This is a genomic window from Pontibacter sp. H249, assembly GCF_037892465.1.
Lineage (GTDB): Bacteria > Bacteroidota > Bacteroidia > Cytophagales > Hymenobacteraceae > Pontibacter.
The window spans coordinates 367,224-389,799 of the sequence record NZ_JBBKTR010000001.1 but is presented as its reverse complement, the minus strand read 5'-3'; the positions used below and the strand labels follow the sequence as shown (position 1 = coordinate 389,799).

13 protein-coding genes and 1 pseudogene are annotated in these 22,576 nt (G+C 46.0%); 11 read left to right on the top strand and 3 right to left on the bottom strand.

The window, feature by feature from the left end:
* Positions 1-85: 85 nt before the first annotated feature.
* The 4 genes from WG943_RS01580 to WG943_RS01565 all read left to right on the top strand — a co-directional run bounded on the left by WG943_RS01580 (position 86) and on the right by WG943_RS01565 (position 6,820).
* Positions 86-3,274, top strand: a complete 3,189-nt coding sequence (locus WG943_RS01580; RefSeq protein ID WP_340406382.1) for a SusC/RagA family TonB-linked outer membrane protein — start codon at positions 86-88, stop codon at positions 3,272-3,274.
* 69 nt (positions 3,275-3,343) lie between these two features.
* Positions 3,344-4,786, top strand: a complete 1,443-nt coding sequence (locus WG943_RS01575) for a SusD/RagB family nutrient-binding outer membrane lipoprotein (RefSeq protein ID WP_340406381.1) — start codon at positions 3,344-3,346, stop codon at positions 4,784-4,786.
* Between the two features lie 99 nt (positions 4,787-4,885).
* Positions 4,886-6,409: a calcineurin-like phosphoesterase family protein gene (locus WG943_RS01570; RefSeq protein ID WP_340406380.1), complete on the top strand. Its 1,524-nt coding sequence runs from the start codon at positions 4,886-4,888 to the stop codon at positions 6,407-6,409.
* Positions 6,410-6,601: 192 nt separating this feature from the next.
* A complete protein-coding gene (locus WG943_RS01565) occupies positions 6,602-6,820 on the top strand; it encodes a hypothetical protein (protein WP_340406378.1) in 219 nt (72 codons plus the stop codon).
* 98 nt (positions 6,821-6,918) lie between these two features.
* Here WG943_RS01565 and WG943_RS01560 read toward each other — a convergent pair whose 3' ends face one another.
* Together WG943_RS01560 and WG943_RS01555 are read right to left on the bottom strand one after the other, a co-directional pair.
* Entirely contained in the window at positions 6,919-7,647 is a 729-nt protein-coding gene (locus WG943_RS01560) for a LytR/AlgR family response regulator transcription factor (RefSeq protein WP_340406376.1), read from the bottom strand.
* Positions 7,616-8,653 carry a sensor histidine kinase gene (locus WG943_RS01555; RefSeq protein ID WP_340406375.1) on the bottom strand — a complete coding sequence of 346 codons (1,038 nt, stop codon included), beginning with the start codon at positions 8,651-8,653 and terminating at the stop codon, positions 7,616-7,618. The genes WG943_RS01560 and WG943_RS01555 overlap by 32 nt, the downstream gene beginning before the upstream one ends.
* A 260-nt stretch (positions 8,654-8,913) precedes the next feature.
* Between WG943_RS01555 and WG943_RS01550 the strand changes: the two genes are divergently transcribed.
* Together WG943_RS01550 and WG943_RS01545 are read left to right on the top strand one after the other, a co-directional pair.
* Complete coding sequence (locus tag WG943_RS01550) at positions 8,914-9,840, top strand: ABC transporter ATP-binding protein (RefSeq protein ID WP_340406373.1); 927 nt, start codon at positions 8,914-8,916, stop codon at positions 9,838-9,840.
* Positions 9,841-9,935: 95 nt separating this feature from the next.
* Positions 9,936-13,424: an ABC transporter permease/M1 family aminopeptidase gene (locus WG943_RS01545; RefSeq protein WP_340406371.1), complete on the top strand. Its 3,489-nt coding sequence runs from the start codon at positions 9,936-9,938 to the stop codon at positions 13,422-13,424.
* Between the two features lie 362 nt (positions 13,425-13,786).
* Here the strand turns inward: WG943_RS01545 and WG943_RS01540 are convergent, their stop codons facing one another.
* A complete protein-coding gene (locus tag WG943_RS01540) occupies positions 13,787-17,062 on the bottom strand; it encodes a S41 family peptidase (protein WP_340406369.1) in 3,276 nt (1,091 codons plus the stop codon).
* Positions 17,063-18,260: 1,198 nt separating this feature from the next.
* Here WG943_RS01540 and WG943_RS01535 point away from each other — a divergent pair.
* The 5 genes and pseudogenes from WG943_RS01535 to kdpF all read left to right on the top strand — a co-directional run bounded on the left by WG943_RS01535 (position 18,261) and on the right by kdpF (position 22,570).
* Positions 18,261-19,754: a M61 family metallopeptidase gene (locus WG943_RS01535; RefSeq protein ID WP_340406367.1), complete on the top strand. Its 1,494-nt coding sequence runs from the start codon at positions 18,261-18,263 to the stop codon at positions 19,752-19,754.
* Positions 19,755-20,439: 685 nt separating this feature from the next.
* On the top strand, positions 20,440-21,795 hold the full coding sequence (locus tag WG943_RS01530; RefSeq protein ID WP_340406365.1) for a sigma-54-dependent transcriptional regulator: 1,356 nt from the start codon (positions 20,440-20,442) through the stop codon (positions 21,793-21,795).
* A gap of 185 nt (positions 21,796-21,980) precedes the next feature.
* Positions 21,981-22,082, top strand: a pseudogene (locus WG943_RS01525) (hypothetical protein); the annotation flags it as partial.
* Between the two features lie 18 nt (positions 22,083-22,100).
* The gene (locus WG943_RS01520; RefSeq protein ID WP_340406364.1) at positions 22,101-22,451 is read left to right on the top strand and encodes a DUF7674 family protein; all 351 of its coding nucleotides are present in this window, start codon (positions 22,101-22,103) and stop codon (positions 22,449-22,451) included.
* Between the two features lie 14 nt (positions 22,452-22,465).
* Complete coding sequence (gene kdpF, locus WG943_RS01515) at positions 22,466-22,570, top strand: K(+)-transporting ATPase subunit F (RefSeq protein WP_340406363.1); 105 nt, start codon at positions 22,466-22,468, stop codon at positions 22,568-22,570.
* The last annotated feature ends 6 nt before the right edge of the window (positions 22,571-22,576 follow it).

The window sequence follows — 22,576 nt, the reverse complement described above, 5'->3', positions numbered from 1 at the left end:
CAAATGATTAATATAAACATAGTATAGCATTAATATTCGCGTAATCCCTTCAGCATAGTTTTGTGGCAAAATCAACCAAAAAACTATGCGGATGAGAACCTTTACAATTTGTAGGTACAGCATAATCTGGGGCCTCGCCTTGCTATGCTGCTTTAGTGCCTTTGCGCAAACACGCGCGGTTAAGGGTACGGTTAAAGATGAGAAAGGGCTTGGACTACCCGGTGCCAGCATTGCGGTAAAGGGTACTGCTAACGGTACTGTTACCGACATGAACGGTAACTACAGCCTGAATGTGAAAGATGAAACAGCGGTGCTGGTGTTTAGCTTTATTGGCTACCTAAGCCAGGAGACAAGCATTGGGAACCGCGATGTAATCAACATCCAGCTGCAGCCGAATACGAAGCAACTGAACGAGGTGGTGGTAACAGCCCTGGGTATTGAGCGTGATGAAAAAGCACTTGGCTATGCAGTAACAAAAGTAAGTGGCGAGCAACTAATGGAGGCACGCCCGAATAACTTTGCCAGTGCTTTATCTGGAAAGGTGGCCGGCTTAAGCCTTATTTCTGCGGGTTCTGGTCCTATTAACACTACAACTATTAAATTAAGAGGCGACAACTCACTTAACCCCGCCAACAACCAGGCGCTGATTGTATTGGATGGTGTACCGATGAACACTGGTCTTACCACAGCGGGCGTAAACGATGCTTACGGTGCAGGATCTGGTAACGATGTACCGGTTGATTTTGGTAACGGTATCGCTAACATCAACCCAGATGATATTGAAAGTATAACGGTACTAAAAGGAGCCAGCGCCGCTGCACTTTATGGGCATCTGGCTGCTAATGGAGCCCTTATTATTACTACTAAATCCGGCTCGCGCAACAAAAAGGGACTGGGTGTAACAGTAAACACCAACATCAGCTTTGATGATGTACTTAAATGGCCGGATTATCAGTATGAATATGGTCAGGGTACAGGCAAGCAGTTGAACAAGGATAAAGAGCTGTACTACTCTTATGGTCCATCAGAAGACGGAAATAGCACAGGTGGTACAAGTAGCGCATACGGTCCTAAGTTCGACGGCCAGCTATACTACCAGTATGATCCTGCTACAGAAGGGCAGTCGCCGGAGCGTAGACCTTGGAGACCTTATAAAGACAACATCAAGGGCTTCTGGAGAACAGGGCAGACCATTTCCAACAACGTAGCCATAGAAGGCGGCAACGAAAAGGGTTCTGCCAGAGCATCCATCACGCACACTAAAAATGAGTGGATGATGCCGAACACAGGTTTTGAGCGCCTGAACACCGCACTTAGCCTGAACTACAAAGTAGCAGACAAGCTGCGCCTTAACTCCAAAGTAAACTTTGCGCATAAGCAAAGCGATAATTTGCCTGCCACAGGTTACAACAACCAGTCCATCGCATACTTCATGATTTTCCAAAACCCAAGTATAGACTTGGCCTGGTACGAGCCAAGATGGAGGCAGGGGCAGAACCAAGTTGAGCAGCTACACCCGTTCAGCCCTTTTATTGATAACCCCTATGTAATTGCCTACGATATGACAAACAGCGTGGACAACTACAGCACCGTGGGTAACATTTCGGCCACTTACGAAATCACGCCCAAACTGGACCTGATGATACGCTCCGGCATTGACATGAGCACCGAAGACAGAGCCATGCAGCGCCCTTTCAGCTCAGCCAACTTTCAGAAAGGTTACTTTAAGGAGCAGACAATATTTGACCTGCAGCAGAACACCGACGCAATGCTGACTTACAAAGACAAGATCACAAGCAGAATTGATGTACGAGCGATGTTGGGCGGTAACATCATGTCTTCGCAGTACAAGCGCACAGAAGGTTATGTAGATGCCTTAGTAGTACCTGGTGTTTACAGGCTTTCGAATGGCGTAAATAACCCGATGATGCGCACTGTCGAGCGTAACAGCGAAGTTCACAGCGTGTTTGGCTTAATGACTTTCTCTTATGACGACAAGATTTTTGTAGATGTAACAGCACGTAACGACTGGTCGAGTAAACTGCCGGTAAAGAACAGTTCTTTCTTCTATCCGTCTATTAACACCAGCTTTATACTTACGGACCTGTTCCGATTGCCAACGGCTGTTTCTTATGCCAAGCTTAGACTTTCAGTTGCGGAAGTGGGTAACGGTGGTGATCCTTACCAGACAAACAGATACTACATTCCAAGTGAATTTGCCGGTTCTGCCGTTGCGGATTATACCTTGTTCAACGCAGACCTGAAGCCGGAAATGGCTACCAACTATGAGGCAGGTTTAGAGTACAAGCTTTTCGGTGGACGCTTCGGTATGGACATCAACTTCTACAGAAATATTACCCGTAACCAGATTGTAGCCGTTCCGCTTGACCCAACTACAGGTTATAAGCAAGCTTTCCTTAACTCAGGGAAGGTGCAGAATCAGGGTATAGAGGTGGCAGTAACTGGTAAACTGCTGGATAACAACAACCTGAAGTGGAATTCTACGCTTACTTGGTCTAAGAACTACAACGAGGTGCTGGAGTTGGCAGAAGATATGGATGGTAGCCAGATCATCGGGTATGGCGGAAACGCGACTATCATTGCTAAAGTGGGCGGTACTACAGGAGATATCTACGGCTATGGCTTTGTTCGCAATCCTGAAGGCAAGATAGTTTATAACAAAAATGGTCTGCCAGAGAGACCTGATGAAATCCAGTACATCGGCAACGCCTATGCCGACTGGAAAGGTGGTTTACACAATGAGGTGTCTTATAAGAACCTGCGTTTCAGTATGTTGTTGGATGGCCAGTACGGCGGTATCGTTTACTCTCAAACGCACCACAAAATGAGCGAAATGGGTAAGCTGGAGCACACGCTCATGGGCCGCGAGAAAGGCTTCATCATAGGTGATGGTGTAGTAGACAACGGTGACGGAACTTATTCTCCTAATACAGAGGATGTGCTTCCTGTGGATTACTACAGAGAGTACTACCGCCGTGCCAACGTAGAGTCTAACTCCTTTGATGCCTCTTACCTGAAGCTGCGTGAGATGAGACTGGAGTATAGCCTGCCAAAGCAATTGCTCGCGAGAACGAAGTTCATCCAGGGTGCAAGTGTAGCCGTGTATGGCCGTAACCTTGCCATGATCACCGACTTCCCAATCTTCGACCCGGAGACAGCCGCATTGAACGGTTCTCAAGCACTTCCAGGTATAGAGATGGGCCAGTTGCCTACGCCAAGAACCTATGGCATGAACGTAACCCTAAAATTCTAATCCAGACTCAGAAAGGTATGCAGGACCACCGCAATCTATCAGTGGCGGCTCTGCTAAAAGCTAAATTATATGACAACGATAAAGAAATACCTGTTTGTATTAATGGCCGCACTTGGCACTATCAGTATCTCTTGTACCGATGACTTCGAGGAGCTGAATGTAGACCCGAATAAAATCGACAAGATTAGCCCGGGCACTTTGCTCAACCCGATCATCTACGAGATGGCCAGCTTCAATACCTCGCGTGCCGATGCGTTTACCTTTGAGATTATGCAGGTAGGTTTGCCTTACCCAAGCCCATCAGGAGGAGAGCACCGCTACGACATCAGCGAAGCAGCCGGTAACTCTACCTGGAATAACTACTACCGCTGGATCAAGAACATTAAAGAAATGGAAACTACTGCGGTGGCAGTAGAGGACAAGAACTATCAAGCCATAGCCCTTACGCTTAACGCCTGGGTTTACTCTTTATTAACCGACAGCTTTGGCGATGTGCCGATGACTGAGGCTGCACGCGGTGATGAGAAAATTTTGCACCCTGCCTTCAATACCCAGAAGGAAGTATACACCAGAATTCTGGCTGACCTGGAGCGGGCAAACACGCTTTATGATACCTCAAAGCCAATGATCTATGGCAAAGATATTTTGTTTGATAACAGCGTTGCCAACTGGAGAAAATTCAACAATTCTTTGCGCCTGCGGCTGTTGCTGCGTGTATCAAAGCGTACGGAGATGAACGCTTATGCAAAGATGGCGGAGATCATCAACAACCCTGCTGCCAACCCAATCTTTACTAAAAACGAAGAGGCAGCTATACTTAAGATTACAGGTGTAACGCCGCTTGTTTCGCCATGGGGCCGCGCCATTGACTTCACGACCTTTCGCTCCATGTCAGAGTTCTTTGTGAACAACCTGAACGAACTGAAAGATCCGCGCCGTGAGAAGTTCATGATCCAGGCTAAGTCTAAAGACGGAAAGACTTCTATCGGATACAAAGGTATACCAAGTGCTTATGCCGGCAGCGACTCGCAATTCGATTTTATACCTTCTAATCACAACATAGCATTAGTTACGGCCCCAATGGTTTCTGTGATAATGGGATATGCTGAGGTGGAGTTTATAAAAGCAGAATTGGCCATGCAGGGCCACATTGCTGGCGTTGCCAAAAGCTTCTACGAAAAAGGCGTGAAGGCTGCAGTTGAGCAATGGGGTGCCACGCTTCCTACTGACTATTTCGCCAATCCGAAAGCGGCTTATGATGGTACGCTGGAGCGCATCATGCTGCAGAAGTACTATGCTTTGTACTTTAATGACTACCAACAGTGGTTTGAGTACCGCCGCACTGGTTTTCCGGTTTTGCCAAAGACTGCTGCCATGCTAAACAACCAGCAGGTGCCGGTGCGCTTTAAATACCCTGACTTAGTGCAGATCTATAACAAAGCCAATTACGATAAAGTGGTAGCTGCCATGGGTGGCGACGAGATCAACGTGAAAGGCTGGTGGGAGAAATAAAAAGCATTTAGAATACACTTTTCAATTATTGAGGCGGGTGCTTTAAGTGCCCGCTTCTTTTCATGTTCAACTTCACATCTTTTTATACTTACTAAATCCATGTCACAGAAAAGAAGAACCTTTCTTAAGTCCTTAGGCCTTGCAGGGGTAGGCTTTACACTTTCGCCGAGCATATTGCAGGCAAAAACGAAAGCACTAGCAAAAGGCAAAGACCTTTCTATAGTTACAATGAGCGGCAAAGTGTACGCAAACGGCAAAGGGCTTGCAGGTGTAGCTGTTACGGATGGTATTAATGTGGTGCTTACTGATGCTAGCGGAAAGTATGAGTTTGAAAGCAACGCAACCGCTGAGTTCGTTTACATCTCTATACCGCGCGGCTACGAGTTCAATAACGAGAAGAGTATCACCCGTTTCTATAGAAAAATTAATGCCAGTAAGGGCCGCTTTAAAGCAGATTTTGAACTGAAGAAGCTGGCGCAGGACGATACCAAACACAACTTTGTAGTATGGGCCGATCCGCAGATTATTTCAGAGGCAGATGCTGCACAGCTAAAGAAGGAATCGGCACCGGACTTGAAGCAGCTGGTGGCGAGCTACCCGAAAGATACATTGTTTCATGGCATCGGCTGTGGCGATTTGGTATGGGATAAGTTTGAGCTGTTTGATGATTACCAGGAGGCACTAGCCATTACGGGTGTTCCTTTTTTCCAAGTAATCGGAAACCACGACATGAACTTGGATGCCCGCACCGACGAAGGCTCGGCAGAGAAGTTTAAGGAGTTATTCGGCCCAACCTACTACTCATTTAACCGTGGTGATATACATTATGTGGTGCTGGATGACGTGTTCTTTATCGGTACCGCTAAGAAGTATATCGGCTATTTAACAGAGAGGCAACTGGCATGGCTGGAGCAGGATATGGCTCATGTAAAACCTGGTTCTACAGTGGTTGTAAATGTTCACATTCCGGTTTACACAAAGCAACACATCCGCAACAAAGAGAAAGAGGAATCTATCGGTGGTGTGGTTTCTAACAGGAAAGAACTGTACCGCATCCTGAAACCATACAAAACACACATCATGTCGGGGCACACGCATTTTAACGAGAAGATTGTAGACAAAGAGAACATCAAAGAGCACGTACACGGCACCGTTTGTGGTGCTTGGTGGACCGGCCCGATTTGTTACGACGGTACGCCAAGCGGCTACGGGGTATACGAAGTAAACGGCTCTGATGTGCAATGGTATTACAAGGCTACAGGTCTGCCGAAAGAGCACCAGCTACGCATTTACCCTGTGGGTGCTGTGGCAGAAAAGCCGGAGCACGTAGCAGCCAATGTCTGGAACTGGGACCCGGAGTGGAAAGTGGAGTGGCTGGAGGATGGCAAGCTGATGGGAGAGATGCAGCGTGAAACTGCCAAAGACCCATTGTCTGTACAACTACACGAAGGAGCTGCCAAACCAGCCAAACATAAATGGGTAGAGCCTCTGCTAACAGACCATATGTTTTTTGCCAAGCCGTCGGCGGCTGAGTCAAGTATAACGGTAGTTGCTACTGATCGCTTTGGTACAAAGTATAAAGAAGAGCTGAAACTGCAGGCTGTGCAAAGTATGGCAAAGTAAACTAATCCTATTTTTAAGTATAAAAAGCTGCTTTATTAGTTTAGAGCAGCTTTTTCTTTTGCTATTGCTCTGTGTAAATCAATAGTAACATAACGGTTACAGTAGCTTTACCATCAGTACACACTAAGTTCCTACCTTCTCAAAGAATAATACTTGTTGTATTAATTAACTTCTATTTTATGAATTAACGTCATGTCAAAGTCTATTAATTTTAAAACCCTGGCATCGGGTACGCACTTAGAAACCCCTTCAGGAGCAGGCATATTTGTAGCTTATAAACCTGGTAACTTCAGAAATCAGAATGTGTTAGTAGAGCATCCTTTTGGTAAACTGGTTTGGTATAATGAAAGCGTGCTATCAAAGCAAAGCAGAAGCGACTGTGGTAAGTTGTATCCACAATTGCAATCTTAAACTTATAAATTTCAGGCTAAAGTATGGAGTTATCGAACAGTCGCAAGAATGTAGTAGCGCTAAAATTAGTATGTATTTAAAATAATATATAAGTCATTCTAGGTCAGGCCTCTCAACTTCTTGTAAAAGTTCTCACTATAGGTTTCACTTATTGGTATAACTTGCTCTGCTATCCAAATTCTGTTCTTTTCAATATGGTCTATTTTATCAATGGCTACCATAAAAGAACGGTGTACACGAGCAAAGTCCTGCGTAGGTAACAGTTCTTCCAGTTTAGCAAAACTCAACAGTATCATTACTTTTTCTTTAGGGGTATGTATGCGCAGGTAATCCTTCATGCCTTCTACATACAGTATATCCTGGGTAGCTAGCTTCTGAATGCGATGACCTACCTTCAGAAAAATGTATCCTTGCTCACTTTTCGGCTCTGCTTTAGCTTCGGTCTTTTTTGGTAGCTGCCGGTCACTTTGTTCTTGGTACAAGCGAAATACACCTTTATAGAATCTCTCAAACGAAAAAGGTTTTACCAGGTAATCTTTCACCTCCAGTTCAAAGGCTTTTAAGGCATATTGGTCATAAGCAGTTGTCAGGATAATCATCGGTTTAGGATTCAGCATTGGTATAAAGCTAAGTCCATTCAGGTCAGGCATATTAATGTCCAGGAAAAGCAGGTCGGGCTTATCTTTGTCCATTTGGGCGGCTGCTTCAAGTGGGCTTATAAAGGTGCCTTTCAGCTCCAGAAAAGGAACCTTTGCTATATATTCTTCCAGTATTTCCTGGGCCAGATGCTCGTCATCAATTATATAGCAACTGAGTTTCTCTTTCATGAGTCTGAGGTTGGAGACCGTAAATTTTTAAAGTAACTGTAAATACCTCGCCCGAGTTATTAATCTCCAGGTGATGCTTCCCCGGATACAATAAGGTTAGCCTTTTCCGAACATTCGGCAGGCCAATGCCGCCCGGTTCTTCCAAAGTATTGCGCACGTTGTTGCCTATCGGGTTCTGAATACAAAAGGTAAGGGTATTTTCTTTTATCTCTACACTAACTTTTACATCACCTGGTTCTAATCGGGCTGGACTATGCTTATAGGCATTCTCTAGGAGGTGTATAAACAGCAGTGGGGCAATGTGGCAGGATTCCGTGTCTCCTTCTATTTTCAGGTCTACAACTGGGCTCTTTTTATAACGAAGCTGCTGCAAGCTCACATAATCTTGCAGGTAGTTCATTTCCCTGGAAAGTGGAACTGTAGAGGAGTTTGATTCATAGATCATGTAGCGCATCAGGGAAGATAGACGGAGCACAGCTTCCGGTGCTGCCGGCGCCTGTTTGTATACTAAAGTATGAATGTTATTAAGTGTATTAAATAGAAAGTGCGGATTGATCTGTGACTTCAAGTAATACAGTTCTGACTCCACCGCCTGTTTCTCCAGTTGCTCTTTCTTGATTGTATTGAACACCAAGTTCTCTGTAATCCTGGCCAGCCAACTTAAGAAAATGAAGGGAATTATAATGGAGATCAGGGAGATGGTATAATACTCTGCAAAAAGGTCTAAAGTATTAAACCTTTTGTAATGTAAAAACATGTAAAGAAGCGGACCAGTAAGTATAACTCCCACAAGCCGGGGAAAATAAGCTCTCTTTTGTCTTTTATCTAAATAGCGGGTTAAAAGAATAAAATGGCTATAAAAGACATACAAAGCTGTCAGCAAAACTGCTAAGGTTAACTTAGGCCACTGAACTGTATCCTGGCTTAGTTGAAGGGCTAGCAGCAGACTAAACAGGATCCAGAGACCAATATGGATCTGCGTGAATACCTTTTTTATTCGATTCATACTACAAAGATATCTTTTACTGCTACTCCCTAATTACCAACTCGGCGGTTGCCTGATACCAGTCTGCCAAACGGCATTCTGATCCTGCAAGTGTCTTGGCGGAAGCAATGCAGCTATTGGTAGATTACTTTACAGCAGTAGCATATTACTTTTTGCTTCCTAACACGACATAGCTTCCTTTATTCTAAAATCAGCGGAAAAGTTCTGCAAAGATCTCTCACTTTCTTCCTGATAAAACCAAAAGAAGTTAAGCAGAAACTATGAAAAATCATCAAGTTAATCTCTCTATCCGCAACGTTTCTAAAACCTACTCAAATGGCGTTCGGGCGCTGGACAATGTTTCACTGGACATACCTGCAGGTATGTATGGCCTGCTCGGTCCAAACGGTGCCGGTAAGTCCACGTTAATGCGTACGCTGGTCACATTGCAGGAACCCGATGAAGGCAGCATACACTTGGGTGAAATAGATGTACTGCGCCAGCAGGAGGAAGTGCGCCAGACGCTAGGGTACCTGCCGCAGGAGTTTGGACTTTATCCTAAAGCCAAAGCGGAAGATCTGCTCGACTACTTCGCTGTACTCAAAGGCATTACCAATCGGGCTTCCAGAAGAGAAGTGGTAGAAGCCTTGCTTAAACAAACTAACCTTTGGGACGTGCGCAGGCAGAAACTTGGTGGTTTTTCGGGTGGTATGAAGCAGCGTTTTGGCGTTGCAGTGGCGTTACTAGGTAATCCTAAACTAATGATTGTGGATGAGCCTACAGCAGGTCTAGACCCAGCCGAACGGGTACGTTTTCTCAATCTTTTGAGTGAGTTAGGCGAGAACAGTATTGTTATACTTTCCACGCACATTGTAGAAGACGTGTCGGAGCTGTGCACCAATATGGCTATCATTAATAAAGGTAAAATATTGAAGGAAGCAGAGCCTTTAAAAGCCGTGGAGGAACTGCAAGGAATGATCTGGCGCTGCATTGTACATAAAAGTAAGTTGCCAGCTTTGGAGTTGGAGCATAAGGTAGTCTCTACCAAACTGCTAAGCGGACGAACAGTAGTACATATCTACAGCGAAGAACACCCCGGCAATGGCTTTGAACTAGTGTCCCCAAATCTGGAAGATGTCTATTTCACCACCATGGCAGGATATAACCAAAAGCAGTCAGTGCAGCAGGAGAGGGAGGTGCAGCTATGATACTTTGGACTATCTTTCGTGCTGAGTTTGCCTACCAATTAGGGCGTGTCGCTACCTGGCTCTATTTAGTAGTCCTGCTTGCATTTACATTTGTCATGAATCTAGTCATCGCACGTGGCGATGGAGTATATCCAAACAATACATTTCACATTACGGCTATCACCGTTATTGGTGGCCTTATATGGCTTGTAATGTGCGCGAACATAGCTGGCGAAGCAGCAGCCAGGGACGTACAGAAACGCATACACCCACTAATTTATACTACTCCGGTTTCGAAGCATAATTATTTGGGTGGTAAATTTTTAGCAGCCTTTGCAGTAAATGTGCTGCTGGTACTTTCGTTCCCGCTAGGCGTGCTACTTTCCTTCTACCTACCAAGTATGAATCAGGGCGAGTTATTGCCCTTCAGACCGTCAGCTTATCTGAGTGCTTTCTTCCTGATCTCATTACCTACAGCTTTTACTGCAACTGCTTTGCAGTTCACGTTTGCAGCGCTTAGTAGGCAGGTGATGGCAAGTTATATGGCTAGTCTGTTATTAGCTTTTTTTGCTCAGATTTTAGCTATAACGGTGGCAAAGCTGCTCGGAAACTGGGACGTGGTAAAATTACTGGATCCGGTTGGTGTTACAGGTATCGTTGGCAACGAGTTGCAAACATGGACGGCAACAGAAAAAAATACGCGACTAGTTAAGTTAGAAGGTATGTTTCTTCTGAATCGTATTGTGTGGGGTAGTGTTGCTGTAGGGTTATTGTGGTATACCTATATCTGCTTCAGTTTTTCTGCTCCTGTTACAAACAACTGGTGGCGTCGTTTTCAATGGCGTCCAAAAGCACAACCCAAAGCGTCTGCTGAGTCCGTAATAATTAGGGAAATTACTATTAGTGTTCCGCAGGTTCAGCGAAGTTTTGGCTTTGCAACCTGGTTCCGTCAGGCGCTTACAATCGCCTGGGTATCTTTTGGTAAAATAGCTAAACACCCTATCGGACTTACACTGGTTGGTGCTATTGCCTTGGTCTCCACTGTATTCAGCGACAGCATCCTAAATGAATTTGGAATTCCGCTGCTCCCAACCACTCAGCAGGTGCTAGATTATCTGGCTGCTCCTGTAGGCAATGTCAATTCCCCTTGGGTAGTTATTCCACTACTCATTATGTATTACGTTGGCGAGCTCGTATGGCGGGAACGGGATGCAGGTTTAAGTGATATAGCTGATGCAGCACCGGTGCCTGATTGGGTGCTCTTCGCAGGCAAGTATCTGGGCTTAGGTCTAATCATCTTAGTTTGGATGGTATTACTTATGACCGGAGGTATAGGGATGCAGCTAATCATGGGCTACGATAAATTAGAAATAGGCCTGTACATGCAGACGCTCTTCGGAATTCAGTTAACAGACTATCTACTCTTTGCCCTGCTTGCTTTTGTTGTCCACGTAGTTGTGAATAATAAATATATAAGTTATTTGGTGGTGCTGTTGGTCTTCAGCTTTATGGCCTTTCCTTCAACATTTGGCATCGAGCACAGAATGCTCGTCTTTGGAGCTGACCCGGGATGGTGGTATACTGATATGCGTGGCTTTGGACCTACTCTTGGGCCATGGCTGTGGTTTAAGCTATATTGGAGTGCCTGGGCTTTGCTATTGGCAGTGGCAGCTAAATTGCTTTGGGTACGGGGAAAAGAACAAAGTTTAAAAGGCCGTCTGAAAATGGCTCAGCGCCATTTCACATACTCCACAACTTGGGTTGCCATGCTCGGTGCTGGGCTTCTCCTTACCATGGGGAGCTTTGTTTTCTATAACACGAATGTACTTAATAATTACATGACTGCCTCCGACATTATGGAACAGAAGGCAGTGTATGAGCGGCGCTACGGGCAGTACAGAAACACGCCGCAACCACAACTGACAGCTACAAAGCTGCAGGTCGAGCTCTATCCTGACAAACAAGAAACGAGCATTCGTGGTACCTTCACACTCGTAAATAAGGATACAGTACCAATAGATTCCATACATATCGGGGGTGCATGGGGGATAGAATTTGGTGAAGTAAACTTTACTATGCCAGCTGCAGGTGTACTTATAGACAAAGACCTCAGCTACCATATTTATGTATTAAAGCAACCACTACAGCCAAGAGATTCACTACAAGTAAGTTTTGTTGTGTACTATAAACAGCAGGGTTTCCAGCATAGCGCCACTAAACAGTTGGTAGTGGAGAACGGCACCTATTTTACAAATTACGACCTGCTCCCAGCTATTGGGTACCAACACTACAGGGAAATAAATGATGCGGTTACTAGAAAAAAGTATAAGCTTGCTGCACGCCCTGCATTACCTTCTCTTTATAATCAGGAAGCACGTAAAAAGCCATTCAGTAAAGACCAAACCACCTTAGAAGCAATTATAAGCACGGCAAAAAATGAAGTAGCCGTTGCGCCGGGTAAACTGCAACAAACCTGGACAGAGAAAAACCGACGTTACTTTCACTATAAAACGAATGTTCCCATCGGTGGCGAATACTCTATCCTGTCGGCTAACTACAAAGTAAAGGAAAGCAAATGGAATGATGTTGTGGTCAGGATCTATTATCATCCCGACCATACCCAAAATATAGACCGCATGCTTCGGAGCGTAAAAGAGTCGCTGGCTTACTATACCGAGCAGTTTGGCGCTTATCCTTTTGAATACTTTACGCTGGTAGAGGGTGCTGGCCCTGGAAGTGGAGCGAGTGCGGATGCGGGTATCGTGTATTATGGAGAACAATATCCTCTTATGAAACCCGATGATAGTCCCAGTGGCTTTGATTTACCTTATTATATTTTGGCGCATGAAGTGGCGCACCAGTGGTGGGGAATGGCTAGGCTAACACCTGCTTATGTGGAAGGAGCTGGTGTCCTGATTGAAGCTCTTTCTGTATACTCTGGTATGCAGGTGCTAGAGAAAAATTATGGCGAGAGCCATCTACAAAAGTATGTGAGCTACTTGCATAACTCCTATGCAATGCCACGCTCACTGGCATCAGCATCCTTAATCAGAGCAAATGAACAATTTTTATACTATCGGAAGGGTGGACTTGCCATGCATGCCTTGAGTAAGTACATAGGCAAAGAAATGGTTAACGGTGCGTTACGAAATCTTCTCCAAAAACAAAGTTCAGGAGAGGTGCCGTTACCATCAACCCTTGATCTTTATCAAGAGCTACAACACGTTACTCCTGATTCATTAAATTACCTGTTACACGACCTATTTGAGCAAAACACATATTGGCGCCTTAAAACAAAACAATTTGCGGCCGCACAAACGAAAGCAGGCGATTGGCAGGTAACCCTAAAGGTGCAGGCTCAAAAAATTGTAGTTGACAGCACGGGTTATGAAAACGAAGTGCCGATGCATGATTGGCTGGAAGTAGGCATTTATGAAGAAGGTAAGGGATTAAACGAGCCACTCTATCTTCGGACGCACCGCATCCGGTCTGGTGTGCAAACTATAAAAGTGACAGTGCCGCGAAAGCCTGAGCGCGGCGGTATTGATCCCAACCACCTGATGATTGACCTGAGACTTGACGATAATGTACTGCAGCAAAACTGATCTCACTAAATAGTTATATGTGTTTAGCTGATCTTCGATTTATTGATGAGAGTTTTTGAGCACATAGGCTTAGCCTGCATAAGTCGCTTCCACAAATTGGAATTACAATGCGCAGAATATCGAGCTAAGAATAAACTGTAAGTATAAGAAGCCTTTTATCAACCTGTTTCTGTATAGTTGTACTTGCTTTTCCTATGTTATTCAGTTATGGTGGGTTTGAAGCAGTCGGTTGCGCTGTTACTGGTATCTCCTTTGGCAATCCTGCCATTCAAAACAAAGCGGTGTAGGGAGGCCCTACACCGCTTTAAGTACCCCGCAACTAAAGTTCAGGATGACCTATGTTTTGTATACCTCAAGGTGGCTTATTTCTGAGCGCTTCCCTGTGCTTCGATGTCTTTCAGCAGCTCTTTCACGGCTGCCTCCAGTTGTTGGTCTTTGCCTTTGCTCACCAGTTCATACTCGTTGGCTACCAGCACGTCCGGCTCGGTCTGCAGGTTCTCCAGGTACTGGCCCTGAATATCCTTTACACCCAGCGGCGGAACACCCCAGCGCACATTCCCGTTCTGAAGCATTTCCCAGCCGGCGAAGGTACAGGTGCCCGGCACCGGCATACCTACCAACTTGCCCAGTTTAAGATCCATGTAACTGAAGGCGAAGCAGTGGCCGTCGCTGTAATTAGCTTCGTTAGCGAGCGCGATGCTCGGCTTGGTCCAGCGGAAAGACGGCTCGAAACCTGCAGAACGGGTGTCTGTGGTATAGTCCAGGAACTTCTTGCCGCTCAGGAACATGGCCAGATCGGCTACCAGGTCGCCACCGCCGTTGTTGCGGGTATCTACTACCATACCTTTGCGGTTGGCGTATTTGCCCATTACCTCTTCGTACACAGTACGGTAGCTTGGGTCATTCATGCCCGGGATGTGCACGTAGCCCAGCTGTCCGTTGCTTAAACGGTCCACCTCGTCCGCATTGCGACGGACCCAGCGCTTGTAAAGCAGGGCGTTTTCCTCACCTTGCGAAATCGGTTTCACAGTAATGTCTCTTCTGTTTTTCCCGTTAGTATCTGTTACAGTCAGCAGCGTGTTCTTGCCGGCTTTGCGGTTTAGGAATTGCGCTAAGTCCCTGTCCAGGGTGATTGTTTCGCCATCAATCTTCTCGATGATCATACCTGCCTTCAGGTCCAGACCGGCTTTGTTCAGCGGACCACCCACGATTACTTCGTCCAGCTTGATGCCGTTGCCGGTATAGGTCTGGTCATAGAAAATGCCCAGCGAAGCGGTGGCGTCGCCGTTCGGGTCGTTTTTGCTGTAGCTGGATCCAGAGTGCGATACATTCAGCTCGCCTAGTAATTCACTCAGCATTTCAGAGAATTCGTGGTCGTTGCTGATGTGCGGCAAATAGGCTTCATAATCAGCTTTCAGCTCATCCCATTTAGCTCCGTGATAACCGGCGGTATAGAAAGTCTGCTTGGTACGGCGCCACACATGTTCAAACATGAAGGCACGCTCCGCGGCGGCATCCAGATTCATCTCACCGTCTATTTTTACTGTCTCCTGCTTGCTGTTGCTTGGGTCCAGTTTCACAATCTTACCATCAGACTCCAAGAAAATATTCTTCTGCTCTTTGTCCCACACCATGCGGGCACGGTTAGCGTTCAGGGTCACCAGCATTTTGGTTTCCTTAGAGCGCAAGCTCGTTGACCACAGGTTAAAGCCTTTCTCAAACTTAGCAAGGTAATACAGCGTTTCGCCGTCTTTTGACATCAGCGCATCCGACAGGGTGGAGGAGTGTAAAGTCAGTTTGGCTTTGCGGTAAGGCATGCCCTCCCAATCGATCGCTACACCGCTTTTCTGAGTAACCTCGTCTTTCTTGGCTTTCTTCTTTCTGTTTTTATCCTGCTCTTTTTCCTTATCTTCTTTGGCCGCTTTTTCTTCCTGCTCTTTCAGAAGCGCATAATCTTCCTTGCTGAGTCTATACTTGTCGAAAGCATCCTGTGTGAAGAAGAGAGCATATACGTCAGCCTGTGCACCGCCGCTGTTAGCTTGGGCACGCATACCGTCGCGGGTACTGTTCCAGATCATCATTTTGCCGTCCATCATCCACTTCGGGGCAAAATCGTTGTAGCCGCTCTCGGTCAGGTTCATTTTCTTGCCTTTGCCGTCGGAAGCGATTATACCTACCTCGCCATTAGCAAATCCCGGCTCAGAGTACTCAAACAACAGCCATTTTCCATCCGGGCTCCAAGTATAATACTGGTCGTTGTCGCGCATGGAGAACAGTTCGTTCGTGTTGAGAATGGTGCGTACCTGCTTGCTGGCCAAGTTGAGCACTTTCAAGGTCATGCGGTTTTCCAGAAAGGCGATCTCCTTACCGTCAGGTGAGTACTGCGGATCGTAGTTTTCTTTGTCGTTCTCGACCAAGGCTGTTTCCTCGAGCAGGGTAGAGGCGTAGAAGTAAGGCTCCTCGGTACGCACGATGTCTGTCTTGTAAATCTTCCAGCTCTTGCCGCGTTCGCTGGCGTAGAGCAGCGATTTGCCATCTGGTGAGAAACTTACGCTGCGCTCCTGCTCCGGCGTGTTGGTGATGCGCTTGGTCACGGAGCCTTCCACGGCGCTCACGAACACCTCGCCACGGTAAATAAAGGCTACCTCTTTGCCATTAGGTGACACCGCCAGGTTGCTGATGCCGTTTCCGACTTTCAGTATGCTTTCGTTATTTGTTTTAGCGTCGGTAGCGATGCGGATGTTTACTTTCTGCGCCTGTCCGTTTGCCTTTTGGGTGTACAGTTCGCCGTTCTGACTAAAGCTTAAAGTACCGTCATTGGCGGCCGTCAGGAAACGTACAGGGTGCTTCTCAAAGTTGGTCACCTGCTCTGGTTTAGCAGGGCCCTGCGTCGCCATTTTATACACGTTAAACGTACCGCTGGCCTCGCTCAGGAAGTAGATGGTCTTGTCGTTATCGGCAAAAACCGGATTGCGGTCCTCGCCTTCGTAGGTCGTGAGTTTGCTATGCTTGCCGGTTTTGGTGTCGTATACCCAGATGTCGCGTGTCACAGACGATACATGGTGCTTACGCCACTGGTTTTCACCGCCTTTTTTATCCTGATAGAGCATTTTGCTGCCATCGCGGCTAAGTTTCACCTCCTCGGCCGGGGTGGTAAGCATTTGTGTTACGCGTCCGCCAGAGGCAGCTACCTGGTACAACTCCGGCTGAGAAGCTGTCGGAAACTGGCGGTTGGTGGCCGCGTCCAGTCGGTTCGAACCAAAATAAACGGTTTTGTTGTCGTGGCTAAACTCGTACGGAAACTCGTTAGCCGAGTGATAGGTAATGCGCTGCGCCGCTCCGCCTGTGGCTGGCATCACAAAGATGTCGAAGTTGCCATAGCGGTCACTGGCAAAGGCAATTGATTTGCCATCGTGGCTCCACACCGGCATAAAGTCGTGGGCTTCGTGGAGGGTAAGCGGAGTGGCCACACCGCCGGCTGCTGGCACGGTATAAAGATCGTTCTTATAGGTGAACACAATAGTTTTGCCATCCGGAGAAATAGCCGGATAACGCATCCAGGAGGGTGCATCTTGGGCGGCGACCGACAAAGTTGATCCGGCTGCCAGTAGTGCTGATAGTGCTAATTTTTTAATCATAGGTTCTGCTTGAGAACCCTAATTTAAGGAAGATATGGAGATTTCTTAGTGCTTGAGGAAAAGTGTTTAAATTTATCTTATAAGAGTTTGCACCATGAGCGAATGCAGGAGCTGGTAAAAACTAAAACAGGATAACCTACTTCCAGTTTAATCAATCTATAATTCTAAATTATATCCTCGATTCTTTTAGATGTAGCATCTCTACCTAAAAGGTCTGCTGGTTTAGAAGGGGATTCGAGACATGGAACGTAGGTGAAACCTGCAGCGCAGCCGAACTGTGGTGAAAACGGTAACGGGTAAGGGGGGTACTGCTCCCCAATATAAGAGAAATACGTAAATATTTGATAATATGTAAAGTATGGTTTATACTGAAAAAGCTTAATAAGTACATCCCAAAGTAAATTTGCTAAACAAGAAGCCGCTCTATTTAAGTTGGAGCGGCCTTTTTACTATTGTAGACTGAAGGATGGGGTTATCAAACCATTTCCACCGGGATTTGAAAGCTTTTGTAGAATGTTTTGGCCTGAGAGAGTTACGGGTTTAAGCGCATTATTATTTAAAAATGCCCTTTGGTCTATACCCCTATCATTCTATCTTAACCTAAATTGTTAACTCATCTTATAACCTTTGATAAACTGGAGCAATAGCTAACAACTATCAACAGGCATAGATAAAAGACAAAAACAGAAGCTATAATGAGGCCTTCTTTCGCAGCCGCCTCTAAAATTATTATAACCTTATTTATACTTTAGGCTTGGTTCGTCACATAAAATGCTGGTTTAGTCACTTGTGTTTTACCGGAAGAGAGCCACCCACTACATTAGTCCCAGCATAGAAGACCTTACAATATATTTGAATACATATTTTATGAAAAACCACCTATTCAAATTAGCAGCTTTGCTCTTGCTGTGTCCAGTCCGTGTGATGAAAGTATAAAAAGGAGAAGCTAGGGAAGAAAAATAATCAAAGCAGAAATCACCCAGGGCGAAAAACACCAGTACAAAATAAAGTTAGGCACAAGGACACCTTTCTTAAGTTGCTGCCCATCAAACCTTTCAGGAGTCAGGCAAAAGCAATTACGCACTTAGTGCAGATATGCCAAATAGGTTTTCGATTAGCTACAAGTTAGGTGCAATTAGAAATATGATGGTATGTGTAACATTCCAAAAAAGACTAGGCTTTATCTAAAACAAAAACAATGAAAAAAATCTTCGCAGTCTTATTTGTCTCTTTACTTATTTTATCGTGTAAACAAGACCAAAACGGTGAGGCTATTTCTTATTCAATCACATTTGATAAGGACAATATCAAAGTCGCTAAAGTGAAGGTTGAGTTTACACCAAAAGACAGTATCCTGTTTATGGATCATGGAGCCACCAATTTTGACAAAGGATGGGCGACATTCATTTATAACATAAAGGCTGTGAACGATGAAGGGGAACCAGTTGAATTAGAAGAAATTCCCGGTGCCAAATGGAAAATAAACGCACCACTTCACGAGAAGATTGTCTTGACCTATGATGTGCATCTGGACCATGAAGACTACGAATGGGACGGAGGTATAGATGGCGTAGCATATACAACTGACAGGGGCGTATTTTATACGGGAAGAACGCTGTTTATCATGAACGGAGAACAACGAAAAAATATTACAGTTGATTTTAAGCTACCCCCAAACTGGAGAGTCACCACACCATGGAAAAATATCAAGGCTGTTGCTTCTTCCTATCTGGTAAGGGATAACACCGATCTGGCAAACGCAATGATATTTGCAGGAACACACAAAGAAATTTCTCTAAAAAGGGATGATTTTGAATTTGTCTTTGCGCTTGGTACTACTGAAATTATTAATGAGGAAGCCATTTTTCAAAGCCTGGCAGAAGGTGTTTTAGATTATTACATAGAGCTTATGGGCGGTATCCCCAGACCTTCGCCAGATAGCCCATTCAAAAAAATGGTTGTAGTCATTAGTTCCCATCCGTCCATTACAGATGGCGAGGTAATTGGAAACAACATCAGTATATTGATTCAAAAAGATGCCGATCAATTCTCAAAGACGATCTCCAGGTTCATTTTTGCTCACGAGTTCTTCCACCTATGGAACGGCAAATCTTTTAGACCGGACAGTGAAAACGGCGAGTGGTTTAAGGAAGGCCTTACAAACTATTATACCTTAAAGGCACTGCATCATATCGGTTTTTTGACGGATGAAACCTATTTAGACTTCTTAAGCAACTTTTTCTATAAACGATACCATGATGATAACGGGCTCGGGAGACTGGCAATGGCAAATGGAGAAGAGAAGCATGAGCATTGGGGGCTGGTGTACGGAGGTGGCATGTTGGCGGGAATTGCGCAAGATATGCTTATCCGGGATGCCACGAACAATGCAAAAAGCATGGATGATTTAATGAGAAGTTTATTCAATAAATATGGGAATAGCAATGATGACTATACACTTGAAGAACTTAAAATAATGATGTCTGAGTTAAGCGGAATAGAGCAAACCGAGTTCTTTAATTCCTATGTTTCGGGCACCGAAAAAATTCCAATCGACAGCTATTTAACGTTGGCCGGACTGGATGCTAACATTGATAATGGAAATTTAATAATATCGAAAAAGGAGCATCAAACCCAACAGCAGCGAAAAATAATGGAGGGGTTATTTGGTCAATTAAAAAGTGAAAGATAAAACAAACTGCCCCTACCATTTGAGGTATAGCTCACTGGCGGGATGATGGGTTGAGATCTACTGTATTTCAAGTTGCCTTACCTGACGACCTGAAAAGGCTGGCTGTGAGATCGCCGAAGAAGCTATACTCTACAAATTTTTGCGCCGTACCAAGAATTCATGAAAAAGATTCAGTTTGGCATTTGACGGGTAGTTCTTTTAGTGTTGCCTTGCTCGACAGCGCGAGAGAAGAAGTCTGGGATTCTCTGGGGAATTCCTTTAAATCACGGAAAGAAACCTTTTGTTTTTGGGGCAATGATAGATAGGCTGTTCAGTACCTTCAGCGAAGCTTGTAGCATGAATTCTCAATGGCTAGGAGTGATATTTCCTCTGTCATACAGAGTTTGGTTAAGCTGATTCAAGTGCCTTTACCTTATGCAATGTTCTCAATCAACCGGAGGGGAAGTTTACCCAACAAAAAAGCCGCTTCAGTTTTAGCTGAAGCGGCTTTTAGTAGGCCAAAGGATAGAATTATCGAACCATTTCCACAGAGATTTGGTGGCTTTAGAAAATTTGTAGCTACCCAGTAATTATCGAATTACGACAACCTGATAACAATCAGGATCATTTATTAACTTTTGCTTGCCATACTGTTATTTAAACTATTTCTAAATCTTTAGCTTTGCCAGAAATAGCTTTAACTTCTATGCAAAACCAAACCACGCTTCTGCTCATCGATGATGAGAACAACCTGCGCCAAGTGCTGGCACGCGTGCTGGAACTGGAAGGGTATCAGGTGCTGCAGGCCAAGAATGCCCGCGAGGGCTTTGAGCTGCTGGAGAACCATGCCGAGGAAGTGGAGGTGGTGCTGAGCGACGTGAAGCTGCCCGACGACCATGGACTCAACATCCTGCGCAAAATAAAGGAGAAGTACCCGCTGCCGGAGGTGATCCTGATGACGGCTTTCGGCACGATACAGGATGGAGTGAGCGCCATGAAGCAAGGCGCTTTCGACTACCTGACCAAGGGGGACAGCGATGAGCAGTTGATTGTTACCGTAGCCAGGGCTGCTGATAAAGCACGGCTGCGCAAGCGGGTGGCCGAACTTGAAAAGCAGGTAGAAGCGAAGTTTACCTTAGACACCATCATCGGCCATACAGCTGCCTTAAAACAGGCTAAAGAACTTACAATAAGAGTGGCGGCAACAGACTCTACTGTATTGCTGGAGGGCGAAACGGGCGTGGGAAAGGAGCTTTTCGCGCAGGCCATTCACAGCGCCAGCCCGAGGCGCAGCAAGCCTTTTGTGGCCGTTAACTGCAGCGCCTTTCCAAAGGACTTGCTCGAGTCGGAAATCTTCGGCTATAAAAAAGGTGCCTTTACCGGGGCTATGGCCGATAAGAAGGGCCTGTTTGAGGAGGCCAACGGAGGCACCATTTTCCTGGACGAGATCGGGGAGATGCCGCCGGAGCTGCAGGCCAAGTTCCTGCGCGTGCTGGAGACGCAGACCTTCACCAAACTCGGCGATACCAAACCCATTAAGGTGAACGTACGCATTGTGGCGGCCACCAACCGGGACCTGCAGGCCGAAGCAGAGGCCGATCATTTCCGGCCGGACCTGTACTACCGCTTGTCGGTGTTTAAGATCCGAGTGCCCACGCTGCGGGAGCGCCAGGAGGATATTCCGCTGCTGGCCCAGCACTTCCTGCAGCAGTATAATGCAAAGATGAACCGCCGCCTGCAGGGTATGAGCGAGGAGTTTATTCAGAAGCTGAAGAGCTACCCTTGGAAGGGCAACATCCGGGAGCTGAAGAACGTGATGGAGCGCGCTGTTATACTTGCGGACACAGACACGCTCACGCCGGAGCACCTGCCCTCTGAGTTCTGGTCCGCCGCCCCTTCTTTGGAGGCCGCTGAAAGCGATACGGCTCTAAGTACCGTGGAGCGGGGCCATATCCTGAAGGTGCTCGAGCAAAGCGGCGGCAACAAAACCGAAGCTGCCCGCCGCCTGCATATCGGCCTGACGACCCTCTACCGTAAGCTGCAGGAGTATGGTTTAAATTAAGCCTTTACCCTACCAATATGAAAAGCCGACCCTACCATTTTGGTAGGGTCGGCTTTTTTCTTTCATCCCGCCTAAAAATTTACTTCAATATAACTAATTGATAATCAATAATTATAATAAAGTTACATCTTTGTTTTCCCTTCTGGCACTTCTATTGGCAATAGGTCTGGCATAACAAAACATTTACTATCATGAACGAAGTGCTGATGACGATTTTACTGCTGGGAGCCGGGGTAGCCTGCTTCTGGCTCTTTTACAAATCCATTGACTTTTTCGACAACGTTTAACCAATTCTTAGGAACGCTATGATACAGCATCATGAAATTTCGAAGGAGCTCTGCCAGGAGTTCCCCGAGCTGGAGCCTGAGCTGAAGCAGGAGGGAAACAAACGCAACCTGCACCGCCAATTGGCCTGCTTTGCCACTTACACCAACCGCTTTCTAGATACGCTGAACCTGGACGGCGCCCGCCGCTGCTTCCGGGAGGCAAACAAACTCTTGCAGGAGGGGGATCAGCAGGTGCGGCACGCGCTGCAGGTGTCTTACCTGTATACCCTGCACCTTTACAGCGGGGGCAATTCCCTGCAGTGGCGCCTGCTGATGGGGCCTGCACTGGTGCGTTGCTCGCAGCAAATGACGCATAACCAGCTACCATAACGCTTTTCCAGACTATGAAACTCATCTATTTAACTAAAGATATGATCGCACTATTCATCTTAAGCATCTTCACGTTCGGCTACCTGTTTTACGTGCTGCTGCGGCCCGAGAAATTCTAAGTTCAC

Bases quoted from the DNA above. Each gene is read 5' to 3' on its own strand.
- WG943_RS01545 (WP_340406371.1), top strand. From the start codon at position 9,936: ATGAATCTAGTCATCGCACGTGGCGATGGAGTATATCCAAACAATACA.
- WG943_RS01550 (WP_340406373.1), top strand. From the start codon at position 8,914: ATGAAAAATCATCAAGTTAATCTCTCTATCCGCAACGTTTCTAAAACC.
- WG943_RS01570 (WP_340406380.1), top strand. From the start codon at position 4,886: ATGTCACAGAAAAGAAGAACCTTTCTTAAGTCCTTAGGCCTTGCAGGG.
- WG943_RS01540 (WP_340406369.1), bottom strand. From the start codon at position 17,062: ATGATTAAAAAATTAGCACTATCAGCACTACTGGCAGCCGGATCAACT.
- WG943_RS01555 (WP_340406375.1), bottom strand. From the start codon at position 8,653: ATGAATCGAATAAAAAAGGTATTCACGCAGATCCATATTGGTCTCTGG.
- WG943_RS01520 (WP_340406364.1), top strand. From the start codon at position 22,101: ATGATACAGCATCATGAAATTTCGAAGGAGCTCTGCCAGGAGTTCCCC.
- WG943_RS01575 (WP_340406381.1), top strand. From the start codon at position 3,344: ATGACAACGATAAAGAAATACCTGTTTGTATTAATGGCCGCACTTGGC.
- WG943_RS01565 (WP_340406378.1), top strand. From the start codon at position 6,602: ATGTCAAAGTCTATTAATTTTAAAACCCTGGCATCGGGTACGCACTTA.
- WG943_RS01560 (WP_340406376.1), bottom strand. From the start codon at position 7,647: ATGAAAGAGAAACTCAGTTGCTATATAATTGATGACGAGCATCTGGCC.
- WG943_RS01530 (WP_340406365.1), top strand. From the start codon at position 20,440: ATGCAAAACCAAACCACGCTTCTGCTCATCGATGATGAGAACAACCTG.
- kdpF (WP_340406363.1), top strand. From the start codon at position 22,466: ATGAAACTCATCTATTTAACTAAAGATATGATCGCACTATTCATCTTA.
- WG943_RS01580 (WP_340406382.1), top strand. From the start codon at position 86: ATGCGGATGAGAACCTTTACAATTTGTAGGTACAGCATAATCTGGGGC.
- WG943_RS01535 (WP_340406367.1), top strand. From the start codon at position 18,261: ATGAAAAAAATCTTCGCAGTCTTATTTGTCTCTTTACTTATTTTATCG.